This window comes from Maribacter sp. IgM3_T14_3 (genome assembly GCF_049603095.1).
Taxonomy (GTDB): Bacteria; Bacteroidota; Bacteroidia; order Flavobacteriales; family Flavobacteriaceae; genus Maribacter.
Window position 1 is genome coordinate 3,297,125 of record NZ_CP187138.1, and the last position, 14,706, is coordinate 3,311,830.

The window sequence follows — 14,706 nt, forward strand, 5'->3', positions numbered from 1 at the left end:
TTTTAAAAAAAATAGTACGTTGTTCTTGGTTAATTAAAGTACAGTTGCGCTAAAAGTATCACCCTGAGAAATATCACCAGTATCAAACCCTTTTTTAAACCATCTAATACGTTGTTCTGAAGTGCCATGTGTAAAAGAGTCAGGTACAACTTTTCCAGTTGATTGTCTTTGTAAGCGATCATCGCCAATAGCATTTGCAGCATTTAAGGCTTCTTCAAGATCACCTTTTTCCATCATTTGCGTCATGCTTTGTGAACGATTTGCCCAAACGCCGGCAAAGAAATCCGCTTGTAGCTCTAAACGAACAGAGTATTTGTTAAATTCTTTTTCGCTTAATTGTCCCCTGAGCCTATCGACTTTGGTGGTTATTCCCATTAGTTTTTGAACATGATGACCAACTTCATGTGCAATGACATAAGCTTGCGCAAAATCGCCCGGTGCATTCATTTGTTGTTCCATATCTTGAAAAAAACTTAAGTCAAGATATAATTTTTCGTCACCAGGACAGTAAAAAGGACCTGTTGCACTCGAGGCTGAGCCGCAAGCAGACGATACATAACCTGTAAAAAGAACCAAAGTAGGCTCGCGGTAATCATCTAAAAGGTTATTCCATACATCTTCGGTACTGGCAAGAATAGTTGCACTAAATTCAGCCTGCTGATTTTCTTTCGCAGTACCTTGATACGATTCTGTAGAAACAGTCTGACTGTTGCCACCTAAAAAGTTACTTATTAAGCTTAACGGGTTGTTACCGGTTATGAATGAAAATGCTAAGAAGAGTCCCGCGATAATCAAGCCGGTTTTGGAAAATAGCATTTTGATTATTGGAGCAAGTAGAGTAGGGTTAAAACCACTAAAACTCTTTCTAGAACTAGATTGACCTCTTTGATCATCTACATTTGAACTTTGACGCCTACCTTGCCATTTCATAGTATTTTTAATTTAAAAATTAGTATTTAATTTTGAAAGCCTTTCATTTTTCATTCTCTACAGCACTAAATGATTGATATTCAAATTACACCGCTAACCATTTATTTTCAAAGCTTAAATTAGTTTTAGAATTAGTTGTAACATATTATTTAAATTGTTTACCAAACGATTTTTAGAATCTTTAACTAAATCAATATGTTAGCTAGGTTTATCAGGCTTATTATAGTTAGTGCCTCTGTTAAATATGTTTTAATAATTCCGCAATAAAATTACAAAATCTACTTTTTGTAAAGTGCTCAAATAAAATTATAACTAACCAGATAGGTAGTGCATGCAATTAATTTAAATATCATTTAAATCGCAGTCGACTTTGTTAGAGAATTGGTTGGCCTTATTTTAAAATTAGATTAGTAAAGTATACATAAAGCACTTCTTAAAATATATGTGCATACCATATAAGCATAATGTATAGAATGAATTTTTTTTATGAATAACCTTCGTAAAAATCAATTTCAATGAAATTCAGGGTCAATTTATTTTTGGATATAGATAATAAGGTTGGTCGTTTAATAGTAAAATTGCATATAATTGGACTGCATGTGTTGTAATAATAATGGTTAGTGTTCTTATGTGCAGTTTAATGACTAAGGGGCTTACTAATTTAAGTCCCTTTTGTATTTGTACTTATTTAGGATTGACATACTAGACTAAAAGAGTCTGTAATTATTACGAGAACATAACGTACATATTGATAATTTAATGGAGTAAACATTTAAAAATTTAACCCTGTGAGAATTTTCTAAGACGTAATTCAATTTTATCTAAATAAAATAAAACCAACCACCAAAAATGTAATTATGAATTTAAGTAATAAATTAAAATTAAAATTGTTCTTACGAGTTTTTGCAGTACTCGCAATAGTGTTGACCATTTTTCCATTTATAGCAGTTGATCACTGGACAGTTAGGGTTTTTGACTTTCCACATCTTCAATTAACTGTTTTAACCATGTTGGCACTATTACTTTATTTTTTCAGATTTAATTTAAAAAGCAAAGTCGACATTCTTTTCGTTATCGCCCTGGCCGGTTGTTTTGTATTTCAAATGGCTAAAGTATATCCATATACCACATTTGCAAAAAAGGAAATTTTCGAAAGTAGCCCCGAAAGTAAACCCACATTCCATATTTATACAGCGAATGTGTTACAGAAAAATGATAATAAAGTTTCTGTTGTAAATGAAGCTAAAAAATTTGATGCAGATATTTTATTATTTACCGAAACCGATAAAAAATGGCAACAAGCATTTTCAAAGTCTTTAAGCAAAGATTATTTATATAAGGTGGAGGTTCCTTTAAGTAATACCTATGGCATGCTCCTTTATTCCAAATTAGAACTTTTAGAACCCAGCGTAAGATATTTAGTAGAAGACACTATACCCTCTATACATTCAAAAATTATTTTGAAATCTAAAGATACTATTCAGTTGTTCGCCATACATCCTGCACCACCAACCCCACAACATAATCCAACTTCAGTTGATAGAGATGCTGAGATGATGAAAATTGCAAAGCTTACAAGAGAATCGAAATATCCTGTCATTGTTATGGGAGATTTTAATGATGTAGCTTGGTCAGAGACTACAGAGCTATTTCAGAAAGTTAGCGGATTATTAGATTTGCGAAAGGGAAGAGGATTTTTTAGTACGTACAATGCAAAGAGTTGGATTATGCGTTGGCCTCTAGACCATATTTTTTCATCTCCCGATTTTAGGATTCTAGATGTTAAACTCGGGGATAATAATGGCTCTGATCATTTTCCATTTTACACCAAATTTAGTTTTGAACCACAGTTGGCAAAAGAGCAAATGATGCCAGCACCAACAGAAGAAGAATTAAACACGGCATATGAACAAATAGAAAAGGAAAATGAAGAGCCAAAGAAATAAAATTTTTATAGTTTAATTAAGACCAATAATCTTGATTAAAGAATAGTTTATTTTTTTTTATAAACCTGAACATATTAATTCAGCTTATGAGTGTCATTGGTAGTACCTATTACCTTATAATTTGAGCAAACAAAGTGAAATACAAAAACAGTAGAATTTAATATGGATATAACTAAAACGCATAAAAATATCAGACCAAAAGTATTGTTTTTTGATGTCAACGAAACACTTTTAGATCTTACTAAAGTTAAAAAAGAAGTAGGCAAAGCATTAGGCGGAAGAGAAGATTTACTTTCTCTTTGGTTTACAACAATGTTGCAGTATTCATTAGTGACTTCGGCTAGTGGTCAATACAAGCCATTCGGTCATATTGGTGCTGCCGCATTGCAAATGGTAGCTGCGAATCTTGATATTTCTCTTACGGAAGAAAAGGCACGTACCATTGTTTCAGGGGCTATGGGAAATTTACCTGCACACCCAGAAGTTAAAGAAGCACTTTCACAATTGAAAAATGCCGGATACAAATTAGTAGCCTTCACCAATTCATCTAAAGACGGATTAAAAAAGCAATTTGAAAATGCCGGATTGACCGAGTATTTTGATGAAATGCTAAGCGTAGAACCAACGGGAAAATTCAAACCCTTTACGGATACTTACGCATGGGGAGCAAAACAAATGGGTTTGGAACTAGAAGAGTGTATGCTCATTGCAGCCCATGGCTGGGATGTTGCTGGAGCACTTTGGGCAGGTTGGCGAGCAGCGTTTATAGGTAGACCTGGTCAACAAGAATATCCGTTGGCGCCCAAAACAGAAATTATAGTATCTGACCTTAAAAAAGCTGCAGATATTTTAGAGACCTTTAGCTAGAAATTTCGACCATTTCATTTTCAAATTAAAAGCATCTAAGAATATGTATCTTTGCTTTACCATTAACTAAAGAAAGTATTACATGTTTAAAAGAACACTATTTGTTGCCCTAATTGCACTTACCCTAACTTCTTGTTGGAAAGATAAAAGTCCGGAAGATCTTATTCGCTTAAAAGACAAATTCAAGTCTCAAGTAGACGATTTTGAGAATAAGAAAGAGACCGCTAATAAAAATGTAAACAGAGGTCTAGAATCTTTGAATGCCTTAAAAAGCGCTTTAGAAGACACCAAAAATGAAGATAAAGAATTCGCCAAGGTATATGGAGATTGGGAAAAAGTAGATCGTCGTGTTAATAACTTGAATAAGGAGTACGAAGATTTAAAAGAGAAAGCTTCCAATCTTTTTACAGCAATGGAAACACAGACCAATAGCCTAAGTGATGAAAAGAGTAAAAAAACACTCTTGGGCGCTATAGAAAAGGCGCGTACCAAATACAACGCAACTTTAGCGAATACTTCTACGGCTATAGAAAAATTAAGGTTGTTGCATGGCGATGCCGTTGAGGTCGTAAAAGCGTTAGAAGTGGCTGCTGCCCTTAACTCTTTCGATAATATCAATGATCAAATGAAAAGCATAGAAGGTCGTGTAGACGGTATCATGCAAGAGTTGAATGTTGCCGTTGTAGAGAGTAAAAAACTCTACGAGAAGAAAATCACCGAATTAGGGGAAGAATAGTTTAGATTTTTAATTTTTCCTAGAAGAAAGCCAGTATGTGTTCATACTGGCTTTTTTTTGTCATGTTCATTCTTCAGAATAGACAATTATTTACGCAACAAATTAGATTCCAGTGCGTTAAATATTTTAAGCCTTTCTAAAGAGTAAATTCCATGATACATAGATTAATTTATATAGGTATTCTATCTGTACTTTTAAGCTGTCAATCAGATGATTCTATCTCAACTGATTCTAATGAGCCAAACCCGACAGAAGCCGCTACTTATTTTCCGCCTATTAATACAAATGACTGGGAAAGTGTATCACCTTCAGAATTGAATTGGAATGTAGATAAACTTGCAGAATTAGAAGATTTTCTTATTGCCGATGATACAAAATCTTTTATGGTATTGGTCGATGGTAAGATTGTTGTAGAAGAATATTATAACGACCATACGGTTAACGATACTTGGCAGTGGAATAGTGCCGGAAAAACTTTGGTAACGGCTACCACTGGTATTGCGCAACAAAACGGATTGATAGATATAGATAATAAGGTGTCTGATTATATTGGTACCGAGTGGACAAGTACTGCAATAGAGCAAGAAAATTTAATTACCGTAAAGAGTTTGTTGACAATGACCTCTGGTCTAGACGACGAACCTCAATTGGTAATCAAAGCGAATTTGGTTTCGCTTGCCGATGCGGGTACACGCTGGGCTTATGGTAACGTATTTCAACGACTTATGAATGTAGTCGAAGATGCCAGTGGAACCGAATTTGAAACTTATTTCAATACCGAATTAGCTGCTAAAATAGGTATGGATGGATTCTGGAATAGCGGATTTATCTATCGCATATACCATAGTAATACAAGAAGTATGGCAAGATTTGGATTACTTGCTTCACATTATGGAAATTGGGACGGAGATCAAATTGTAGATGAAGATTTCTTTTTGGAAAGCACAACAACTTCTCAAGATATAAACCTGGCTTATGGCTATTTATGGTGGTTAAATGGAAAAAGTGACTTCATGTTACCATCTACGCAAACAGAATTTCCGGGATCTCTTATTCCGAATGCACCAACAGATATGATTGCAGCTTTAGGTAAAGATGAACAGCGCATCTACATTGTACCTAGTGAGAATTTGGTAATTATAAGAATGGGTGAGGCTACGGGATCTGAAGAAAATTTTGCATTATCATCTTTTGACAATGTTTTTTGGGAGAAATTTAATGAGGTAATTAATTAGAAAAAAAATGAACTAAGAGATATCTTTTTGTCTTTTAAAAGACTTTTGAAAATCAACGAATCTTCATTAATAAATTATAGAAAGCCGATATTTTAAATATTGGCTTTTTTTTTATGTATCACCTTAAATTTAAGGTAGTTATAGACTAAGTTAATGTGTGTATTTTTTAATCAATTATTGTGTTGTTATTCAAATAACTATGTAGGTTGACTTTGAATGAAAATTGTATCTTTCTTAGTCATAACGTCAATTGCACTTATTTGTGTGTAGTGCTTCATTAAAACCAACCACATCAATGATAAAATTCTTTAGAAAAATCAGACAAAAAATGTTAACTGAAAATAAATTCAGTAAATATCTGCTTTATGCTGTTGGAGAAATAATACTTGTTGTTATTGGTATATTAATAGCTTTACAGATTAATAATAACAATAATTACAACGAACAAAGAAGTCTAGAGAGAGAGTATTTATTATCTATTGAAACAGAATTTAAAAATAACTTGAATATAATAAATGCTTCTATTCAAGAAAATGAGCAACGTATAGTGTCACTTGAATATCTATTGAATTTATTTGACAAAAATGTGCTTGATACAGTCAGTAGTCAGAGAATTTCTCAAAAGTTCGCTCCTATTTTCGGTAGTTCAATTAGCTATATACCTGCAACAGGAGTTTTAGAAGATATCATTAGTTCAGGTAAGCTCAATATTCTTTTAAATAAAAGTTTAAGACAAAACATAGCTTCTTTTAATAGCTCATTGGATTATTTAAACATTCAGTTAAATGCAATGGATTTCACAGAAGAAAATTTACGTACTATTTTTTATAAAAAAGGAAGTACACGAAAACTCGTTATGGATATAGGGTATATGGATTTTGATTTCCAGTCAATTTCCGAAAATATAGATAACAAACGATTATTCGAATCAGCTGAATTTGAAAATTATCTTTTAGCTTACTATCTATCGGCTAAAGTAACGAATGGACCAAAGTTATTTGGACGTGTAAAGACTGAAATAGAGACCATTATAAAAGAAATTGAGCAAGAGCTTGAAAAATAACGAAAGCACAACAAAGAACATAGGTGAAAACCAACAACCAAATTCTTCTCTAACCTGAGACAATAACCTTTTAGGCTAAGAGAATCTATAACTTTAACTCTCTCTATTCTTCTTGCTGAATATACTAGCAATATGATGCGAATCATGCTTAAGTAGTATTAAAACAATTGTTCAATTTTGGACTTAACTCTAGGTAGTTACAAGTTTACCGCAGCTCATTTTCCTCGAAAAATTCGCGCACGATAACTCGCAACCATTCTTACGTGTGCCGAGAAAGCAATGAACGGCTGATATATTTCATTGCGAACTGTTTATATGATGGTGGAACCGACCCACCGATGTTGTCCTGCAGGGGAGAGCATCAAACCCCCATAAGGTGCTTTGGTAAAGAGCCAAGGTATTGAGCGTTATGGAAAAGGCTGCGTCAAGAGCGTGGTCAGGTATGGATAAAGGAGATGAATGCAAATGAACCTCTGATGAAGTGTCGAGAAAGTGCAACATCATGTCAAAAGTGTTTGAAGTATGACAAACATTATAAGTTTAGCGGTTACCTGTTTACTGGCTAAGCGGCAGGCGTCATTTAGGAGGCATGACCTTTATTCGGGCTTATTTACGGAACTCGGGAACCTGTACTAAGATGCAAAGTGAAATGCACAATAGCGCAAACTAGAGGCAGAATAGCAATGCTTGGTATAGGGGCGGACTAATCCGTAGTAGTAATGAAAGTTTTGTAATGAAACTGGAGCGAAGGGATTAGCTAATTTAACGTACAGTTTGCCAACTTGAAAGAGGATGAGCTATCTTTGAAAGTTAAGTTAGAAGAGCCGTATGATGGGAGACTATCACGTACGGTTCTGTGAGAGGCTCGGGGTGAAATTCCCCTTGTCTACTCGACACACAAACGTTAGCATTTATTTGAGCAAATTTTATCTCGAAAATTGTAACGAATAGATTCTTTTTTACACCAATAAGAAGTAAAATTCTTCTCTTTCATGAATATTGGAAAAATTTTTAAAATTATTGGATATGTTTTTTTCGGAATTGGAGTGCTAGTAAGAATAGGCTCTCGACTTTCTGATGGAGAAATGTCTGAAATTCTATCGGACTATCAATTTCTAAAATTCATTGGATTTATATTTTGGGTAATTGGGTTCGCCATAAACGAAATTGCAAAAAAAAGAAATAATGACAACGTTGGGAATAGTGAATTAGATAACCCATCAATAAAAGAATAGGACATGAACAAAAAAGTTAGTTCTATAGCAACATTTACAATAGGGGCTATAAGTTTATTGTTTACCATAGCATTGTTGTTCAACGGTCGCATACTTATTGGGATATTTGCAGGAATTACAAGTATTCAACTCCTAAGGCTTGGGTTACGTAAAAAAAACAAATGCAACAAAGGATTGAGATAACCGACAACCAAATTCTTAATCCGATATACTACTATTCAAAGCCTAAAGAATCTAAAATCAGATTCTTTGAGCTTTTTTTTATTAAATTATCTTGTATCTGGCAGCCACTTAATCACTCTCCTCTATTATCTCTTTGATTTATATTATTATAGTATCTTCAAACTGAGAACTAAACTATCGATTTCAATCGTCACAATTAATGGAAATAAGAAGACAAAATTGAAAAAAGAAAAAATTATAGACTTCGGTATTTTAGTATTACGCTGGTATTTAATTTTCTATATGATAAAATACGGGTGGAGTAAGGTGACGTTAAGTCAATTTGGAGTTTACGATGCATCAATTTTAGACCAACCTATTAAGGATATTGGCAGTTTTTATGTAACCTGGCATCTTTTTGGAAGAAGTACATTTTTCAATATCTCAACTGGAGTTTTAGAGATTATTGGCGGAATATTACTGATTTTCAACAGAACTGTTTTAATTGGCACCTTATTAGTTTTATCAATATTGGCTCAAATTTTAATAATTGACATAGCATTTACAACTGGTGTTCATGGATTTGCACTTCCAATCAGAATTGGTGGAATGATTTTAGCTGACTTACTAATTCTTTTTTACTACAAAGACAAAGTCATAATTGCCTTGCAAAGTCTTACAAATGAAGTGTCAACAAAATTTAAATACAAATGGTGGGTATTTCTGATTTTACCCGTAATCGGATTTTTAATGGATTTCGTTTTTGGTATACTTACATATCCTATTAAAACTTTTTTGAATTGGATTGTGAATTAAAAACAAATGTTAACTATGGTAACCGTGTTATAATCTTTTAATGAAAAATAATTACTATCGATACAAGCCTCTGTAAGGGGCTTTTTTTATGCAATGTAGAAGTTGAACGTGAATTTTCTGTATAATAGAAAAGTGTATTTCACGAAGAGCATCGTACTTAAAAAAGTTAACATCTAAACGGCAGCATTTCATTGATTCTATATTTTTTTTTAGCCAGTTTAACAGGTACAATATAGTAGAACAATTGCTCAATTTTATACTTTACTACAGGTCGTTGCAAGTTTACAACGTTAACTTTTCTTTGAAAATTCCTCGCAAATAAACCTGACATTTGATATAAATACGAGCTAATATTATTTCTATAGAACAACTTTTTGTAAACATTTAAGATTACTTTTTTCTATAAATGTAAATATATGTGATTACTTTTTTATATTTTTGTAATGTTATATGTTTACATTTATAATGTTTTGTAAACTTAAATATTTACATAAATGAGAAATAAGCAGAAACTTTTAATAGATCAGTTAGACCAAAAACTTCTATCATTCTCTGAAACAAGAAAGGTTGTGGTTCCACAGCGCGGATGGGTAAATACCATTCGTACAGCTCTCAACATGACAATGGCACAACTTGGCACTAAATTAAATATAACAAGACAAGGTGTAAATAGAATTGAGGAAAGTGAAGCAAACGGAACAATAACACTCAATTCGTTAAAAGCTGTAGCCAATGCAATGAACTTAAAATTAGTTTATGCCCTTGTTCCCGTAAATGGTACCATCAATGATTTACTTCAAAGAAAAGCAGAAGAACTAGCTAGAAGAATTGTCTTAAGAACCAATCAGAACATGAAATTGGAAGATCAAGGAATTGGAGATGAAAAACTAGCTAAAAATATAATTGAGCTTGCTGATGAAATAAAGCGAGAAATGAAAAAATCATTATGGGATTAGAATTCAATTATAAAGAAGGTCAAACACCATTAGACGAAGAAGAAAAAGAAGGACTTAAAATAAATTCGATTACTACTCAAGGAGAACTAGATGAATTTGAGCAATTGAATATAGAAAAAGCAGTCGAATGGACTATTCATAAAAAAATAAAACCTGAAATAATCTTAACAGAAAAGTTTGTAAAAGACTTACATAAAAAAATGTATGGTGATGTATGGAAATGGGCAGGCGAATTCAGAATGACCGAGAAGAACATAGGAATTCAGTGGACACAAATTGGAATTGAATTGAAAAATTTAATTGAGGACACTAAATATTGGATTGAAAACAAAATTTTTTTACCTGAAGAAATAGCTATAAGATTTAAACACCGTTTAGTATCGATTCATTGTTTTCCGAATGGTAATGGAAGACACTCTAGAATGATGGCTGACATTATTATGGAATCAATATTTCAGAATAAAATATTTTCTTGGCATCAATCGAATATGGTAAAAGCTAACGAAACAAGAAATGAATATATAAAAGCTTTAAGAGAAGCTGATAACGGTGATTGTGCTACATTAATTGAATTCGCAAAAAACTAAACCGAGATGAAAATTAACAAATTCTTCTCTAACCTAAGACACTACTATTCAAAATCTCAAAGAATCTAAAATCAGATTCTTTGAGCTTTTTTTATTTTAATAGGACTATCTCATAAAGTGTGTAAATAAAAAAATAGCGGGGGCATGCCCCCGCTATTTTTTTAACTTTAAATTTTCACACCATTATGAAGAAAGAGGAATTATTCAACGATGAGTTCTTAAAACAGTTCAAGACCGGTGACGAGCTGAACGGTTTTCTGAAAGAACTCCAAAAACGTGGTATCGAGAAGATGCTGGAAGGCGAGCTTGACGGCCACCTCGATTATGACAAACATGGAAAGGCCAGGAACGGGAACACACGTAACGGCCATTCGACCAAAAAAGTCCGTACCTCCTTCGGGGAATCAAGGATCGCGGTGCCAAGGGACAGGGATGCCAGTTTCAACCCCATGATCGTGCCCAAGCGCGGTAATATGGTCGACGGTATCGAGAACGTGATCGTATCGCTCTATGCCAAGGGAATGAGCAACAGCGATATCGAAGAGCAGATACGGGAGGTCTACAACTTCGATATCTCCACATCCACCATATCGAGGATAACCGACAAGATCTCCGGGGACATCGTCGCTTGGCAGAACAGGCCATTGGAACCGATATACCTTATCGTCTGGATGGACGGGATCGTGTTCAAGGTACGCGAGAACTCGAAGGTCATCAACAAAACGGTCTATATCGCGGTAGGATTGCGCAGGGACGGTAAGAAAGAGGTCCTTGGGCTTTGGTTGGGCAAGAACGAGTCCGCCGCTTTTTGGATGAGCGTACTGACCGATATACGCGCCCGTGGCACCGAGGACATCCTGATAACCGCAACCGATAATCTGAACGGGTTCACCCAGACCATCAAGAACGTGTTCCCCGAATCCAAGACCCAGATATGTGTGGTGCATCAAATAAGGAATGCCTGTAGGTACGTTGTCTGGAAGGACAAAAAAGCCTTTACAACAGATATGAAACTTATCTACAACGCACCTACACAAGCTGCGGCGAAGGCCGCCCTAAAGGACTTTGCGGACAAATGGGAAGGGAAGTACTCCTATGCCGTCAAAAGCTGGAGGGACAACTGGGACGAGCTTACCGTGTTCTTCGAGTTCCCCATCGAGATCAGGAAAATAATCTATACCACCAACCTTATCGAGAACCTGAACGGCAAGATCAGGAAGTACACCAAGAACAAGCTGTCCTTCCCGACGGACGATGCCGTGATGAAATCCGTATATTTGGCGGTAAGGGAGGCCACCAAAAAGTGGTCGATGCCTGTAAGGAACTGGGGCATAATCCTAAATCAGTTCCTGACGATCTATGAAAAAAGGGTCAGACTTTAGATAAAAGTCCAACCCCTGTTATTTTTAACTTACACAGTTAATGGGATAGTGTCTATTTAATTTACTTCATGTCTATCTTGGCAATTTGAAAATTTAAGATTCATTATCTGGTATTTAATAATCTTGCATCTAACCTCACCTCTAATTCTCTCTCCTTATTTTGCATCTTTGGGTTATATAATTATGGTATCTTCAAACTAAGAACTAGCTCAACCTTTGTTAACAAATTGAATTACAGTAAAATGGATACAAACCTAATCGATATAATTTATTTTGTCTTACCACTAGCGCTAATGGGATTAGTGGTAAAGTATGCTTTCCATATAGATGTTAGTATTTTACTGCCATCAGTAGTTATGCTACTACTTTTTGTAATACTAACAATTTGTTCTCCATTTACTCCCAAGAAAATGGAAACAGAGTTATTTACAATATTTTGTGTACTTCAATTAGTTGCTTTGATCGGCGGTATTTTATTAATGGCAAGACAAGAAATATTGTGGAAACACTTTTTTGTTTCTCTGCCTTTTCAGCTTATTTATTGGGTTCTGCTTTTTTATTATGGTGGCTTACAGTTTACACATAAATTTCAACTTTGAATACTTTGATGATGAACAAAACTTAAATGGGTTTTAGAACGCCAAGAAGAACTGAGTTAAAAAAATAGTTCTTTCTTAATCTAAAACAACATTATTCTTGGCTTCAATTTCTGCCGGTATATCTTTTGCAGGCTAGTGTAAATCACAACAAAACATATTCAAATACGTTGTGTTTTATACTTAATAACATCTATGAAATTAAAATGCACTTTATTTTTTCTAATTATATCACTTAATTCATTTGCTCAAAATAACAATTATTTGTCGTGGGAGAAAAAAGCAGCAATTGATATTTCTCTACAGCCGGAATATGGGAATGTTGTAAAAACTGAAGAGCAAATAGAGTCAGATAACAAATTCAGGAAAGAAATTTTAGAACATTACAAAGGGGACACCATAGCTGCGAGTAAAAAAATGAATAAGCTGGCTTTTACTTATCTATATGATAAAGGTGATTTTGTTACTGCAATGCGAAGATTCAATCAAGCTAATATGTTGAATTCAAAGAATGCGGATGCTTACTATGGTTTCGGAGCAATTTATTTTAATCTTGGTGCGCTTGACAAGGCTAGAGAGCAGTATGAGAAAGGTTTGGTGATAAATCCGAAGCATACCAAAATTTTAACAGATTATGGAACTACTTATTTAGGTGACTACTATCAACGTTTAGAAACGGGAGCATCAAATGCGAATCAACCGCTGATAACGGCAAATGAGTTTCTAGAAAAATCGCTAAAGTATGATGGTAGCGATTCAAATACCATCTATAAGCTCTCTATTATTAAAATGTATCTCGGTGATTGTAAAAAGGCAAAAGGTTTACTTAAGAAAGCTAAGAAAATGAATAATCCTAATGTAACAGAGGCTTATGAAAACGAACTTAGTGAAAAGTGTAATAGTTAAATATTTACAATCAATGAAAATCATCACAAGCCTTATTCTAATTTTATTCATGCAAACAGCTTCAGTTTGTTATGCACAGCAAACGCAAGAAAAAAATCCTAAAATGTCGAAAGAGGTTACAGAGATACTTAAATTGGTTAAAGATGCTATTGTAGCATCAGCCTTAAATTCAATTGACGGTACTATAAGTCTTGAGAATTTTACATCAGCTACGGTATTGTCAAATGGCGAGGAAGTATATGTTTCGTTTAGAAATCAATATAAATACATTCCTATAAATACGATCTATTATTTTGATGTTGGGGTAAATATTACTACACAAACGACATATAATAACTCCGTAGCAAATCCTTACAATTATTCCACTGAACGAACGATTCCCTATTTTAAATTAACAGAAGATATCAAAAAGCATATCGATTTTGTAAAACAAGCGATTGGTAATTTAGATGGATTTGAAGAAGATATAATTATTCGTGAGAATGAAGATTTTTATGCTATTGAAGTAGTATCAGAAACTCAAGAATCTAGTTATAAAATCAAAAAAAACACAGGAGAAATATATGATGAATTTCACGCGCATCTTGAACCAATTCCTTTTGATGTTGATGACTCTGAAGAATTTAAAGAGGTTATCTTTTCGGAAATTGAAGATTAAAAGAAGTTATTATAACTCTTAAATTCTTTTCTTCCTCCCTTTTATTTTACAGATTATAAGCAGTGCTATCTTTTACAGAATTCAATACAAATGAACTATGTATGGTAGAGATACCATCGATGATAGATAGTTTTTTATTCATAAATTCATGAAACTCCGCGATATCATCTAAAGCGATTTTCAATAAATAATCGAAATTACCAGATACTTGATGGCATTCCATAATATCGGGTAGTAGCAATATTTGCTCTTTAAAACTGTCTGCCAATTTCTTCTGTTGTTTCGATAAGGTTACTTGGCAATAGGCGATTAATTTTTTTTCAATTTTCGTTCTATCTAGTAAGGCAACATAGGCTTTAATAATTTTCTGCTGTTCTAGCTTTCTAATTCTTTCGTAGGTAGGCGTAACGCTCAACCCTACTTTAGCCGCAATTTCTTTAGTATTTTGCTTCGCATTTTCTTGAAGTTGCATCAATATTTTACCATCAATCGAATCCATACCAGTTTATTTTTCTTTTATTTAAATCAATAATGAGCTTAACAGTTATCTGAAACTGTTAAATTAAGTATATCAGTTCAATATTCTGTATTTAGTTTATATAAAGTAATTTATTATTAGTAATTGTAATTT

At 33.7% G+C, this 14,706-nt stretch carries 15 protein-coding genes; 13 read left to right on the forward strand and 2 right to left on the reverse strand.

Annotated features, from left to right (window positions below; translation table 11 throughout):
* Positions 1 to 33: 33 nt before the first annotated feature.
* Entirely contained in the window at positions 34 to 930 is an 897-nt protein-coding gene (gene ypfJ, locus ACPF9A_RS14775) for a KPN_02809 family neutral zinc metallopeptidase (protein ID WP_423998171.1), read from the reverse strand.
* A gap of 857 nt (positions 931 to 1,787) precedes the next feature.
* On the opposite strand from ypfJ, the gene ACPF9A_RS14780 reads away from it, so the two are divergent.
* The 13 genes from ACPF9A_RS14780 to ACPF9A_RS14840 all read left to right on the forward strand — a co-directional run bounded on the left by ACPF9A_RS14780 (position 1,788) and on the right by ACPF9A_RS14840 (position 14,075).
* Positions 1,788 to 2,876, forward strand: a complete 1,089-nt coding sequence (locus tag ACPF9A_RS14780; protein WP_423998173.1) for an endonuclease/exonuclease/phosphatase family protein — start codon at positions 1,788 to 1,790, stop codon at positions 2,874 to 2,876.
* Positions 2,877 to 3,038: 162 nt separating this feature from the next.
* Complete coding sequence (locus ACPF9A_RS14785; protein WP_423998175.1) at positions 3,039 to 3,743, forward strand: haloacid dehalogenase type II; 705 nt, start codon at positions 3,039 to 3,041, stop codon at positions 3,741 to 3,743.
* Between the two features lie 82 nt (positions 3,744 to 3,825).
* Positions 3,826 to 4,479, forward strand: a complete 654-nt coding sequence (locus ACPF9A_RS14790) for a hypothetical protein (RefSeq protein WP_423998177.1) — start codon at positions 3,826 to 3,828, stop codon at positions 4,477 to 4,479.
* A 152-nt stretch (positions 4,480 to 4,631) separates the two neighbouring features.
* Positions 4,632 to 5,714, forward strand: coding sequence for a serine hydrolase domain-containing protein (locus tag ACPF9A_RS14795; protein WP_423998179.1), 1,083 nt, complete (start codon positions 4,632 to 4,634; stop codon positions 5,712 to 5,714).
* Positions 5,715 to 6,009: 295 nt separating this feature from the next.
* A complete protein-coding gene (locus ACPF9A_RS14800) occupies positions 6,010 to 6,777 on the forward strand; it encodes a DUF6090 family protein (protein WP_423998181.1) in 768 nt (255 codons plus the stop codon).
* A 992-nt stretch (positions 6,778 to 7,769) separates the two neighbouring features.
* Positions 7,770 to 8,012 (forward strand): hypothetical protein, encoded by a 243-nt coding sequence (locus ACPF9A_RS14805; protein ID WP_423998183.1) that lies wholly within the window; start codon positions 7,770 to 7,772, stop codon positions 8,010 to 8,012.
* 402 nt (positions 8,013 to 8,414) lie between these two features.
* Positions 8,415 to 8,990, forward strand: coding sequence for a DoxX family membrane protein (locus ACPF9A_RS14810; protein ID WP_423998185.1), 576 nt, complete (start codon positions 8,415 to 8,417; stop codon positions 8,988 to 8,990).
* A gap of 494 nt (positions 8,991 to 9,484) precedes the next feature.
* Positions 9,485 to 9,946 carry a mobile mystery protein A gene (locus tag ACPF9A_RS14815; protein ID WP_423998187.1) on the forward strand — a complete coding sequence of 154 codons (462 nt, stop codon included), beginning with the start codon at positions 9,485 to 9,487 and terminating at the stop codon, positions 9,944 to 9,946.
* Positions 9,937 to 10,533, forward strand: a complete 597-nt coding sequence (locus ACPF9A_RS14820) for a mobile mystery protein B (protein WP_423998189.1) — start codon at positions 9,937 to 9,939, stop codon at positions 10,531 to 10,533. The genes ACPF9A_RS14815 and ACPF9A_RS14820 overlap by 10 nt, the downstream gene beginning before the upstream one ends.
* A 185-nt stretch (positions 10,534 to 10,718) precedes the next feature.
* Positions 10,719 to 11,915, forward strand: a complete 1,197-nt coding sequence (locus tag ACPF9A_RS14825) for an IS256 family transposase (RefSeq protein WP_423997793.1) — start codon at positions 10,719 to 10,721, stop codon at positions 11,913 to 11,915.
* A 242-nt stretch (positions 11,916 to 12,157) separates the two neighbouring features.
* A complete protein-coding gene (locus ACPF9A_RS14830; RefSeq protein ID WP_423998190.1) occupies positions 12,158 to 12,514 on the forward strand; it encodes a hypothetical protein in 357 nt (118 codons plus the stop codon).
* 192 nt (positions 12,515 to 12,706) lie between these two features.
* Positions 12,707 to 13,417 (forward strand): tetratricopeptide repeat protein, encoded by a 711-nt coding sequence (locus ACPF9A_RS14835; protein ID WP_423998192.1) that lies wholly within the window; start codon positions 12,707 to 12,709, stop codon positions 13,415 to 13,417.
* A gap of 13 nt (positions 13,418 to 13,430) precedes the next feature.
* Complete coding sequence (locus ACPF9A_RS14840; protein ID WP_423998193.1) at positions 13,431 to 14,075, forward strand: hypothetical protein; 645 nt, start codon at positions 13,431 to 13,433, stop codon at positions 14,073 to 14,075.
* A 46-nt stretch (positions 14,076 to 14,121) separates the two neighbouring features.
* Here the strand turns inward: ACPF9A_RS14840 and ACPF9A_RS14845 are convergent, their stop codons facing one another.
* On the reverse strand, positions 14,122 to 14,574 hold the full coding sequence (locus ACPF9A_RS14845; RefSeq protein WP_423998195.1) for an Lrp/AsnC family transcriptional regulator: 453 nt from the start codon (positions 14,572 to 14,574) through the stop codon (positions 14,122 to 14,124).
* Positions 14,575 to 14,706: the final 132 nt, after the last annotated feature.

Excerpts from the sequence above, each read along its gene's own strand:
- ypfJ (WP_423998171.1), bottom strand. The coding sequence starts at position 930 with ATGAAATGGCAAGGTAGGCGTCAAAGTTCAAATGTAGATGATCAAAGA.
- ACPF9A_RS14780 (WP_423998173.1), top strand. The coding sequence starts at position 1,788 with ATGAATTTAAGTAATAAATTAAAATTAAAATTGTTCTTACGAGTTTTT.
- ACPF9A_RS14785 (WP_423998175.1), top strand. The coding sequence starts at position 3,039 with ATGGATATAACTAAAACGCATAAAAATATCAGACCAAAAGTATTGTTT.
- ACPF9A_RS14790 (WP_423998177.1), top strand. The coding sequence starts at position 3,826 with ATGTTTAAAAGAACACTATTTGTTGCCCTAATTGCACTTACCCTAACT.
- ACPF9A_RS14795 (WP_423998179.1), top strand. The coding sequence starts at position 4,632 with ATGATACATAGATTAATTTATATAGGTATTCTATCTGTACTTTTAAGC.
- ACPF9A_RS14800 (WP_423998181.1), top strand. The coding sequence starts at position 6,010 with ATGATAAAATTCTTTAGAAAAATCAGACAAAAAATGTTAACTGAAAAT.
- ACPF9A_RS14805 (WP_423998183.1), top strand. The coding sequence starts at position 7,770 with ATGAATATTGGAAAAATTTTTAAAATTATTGGATATGTTTTTTTCGGA.
- ACPF9A_RS14815 (WP_423998187.1), top strand. The coding sequence starts at position 9,485 with ATGAGAAATAAGCAGAAACTTTTAATAGATCAGTTAGACCAAAAACTT.
- ACPF9A_RS14820 (WP_423998189.1), top strand. The coding sequence starts at position 9,937 with ATGGGATTAGAATTCAATTATAAAGAAGGTCAAACACCATTAGACGAA.
- ACPF9A_RS14825 (WP_423997793.1), top strand. The coding sequence starts at position 10,719 with ATGAAGAAAGAGGAATTATTCAACGATGAGTTCTTAAAACAGTTCAAG.
- ACPF9A_RS14830 (WP_423998190.1), top strand. The coding sequence starts at position 12,158 with ATGGATACAAACCTAATCGATATAATTTATTTTGTCTTACCACTAGCG.
- ACPF9A_RS14835 (WP_423998192.1), top strand. The coding sequence starts at position 12,707 with ATGAAATTAAAATGCACTTTATTTTTTCTAATTATATCACTTAATTCA.
- ACPF9A_RS14840 (WP_423998193.1), top strand. The coding sequence starts at position 13,431 with ATGAAAATCATCACAAGCCTTATTCTAATTTTATTCATGCAAACAGCT.
- ACPF9A_RS14845 (WP_423998195.1), bottom strand. The coding sequence starts at position 14,574 with ATGGATTCGATTGATGGTAAAATATTGATGCAACTTCAAGAAAATGCG.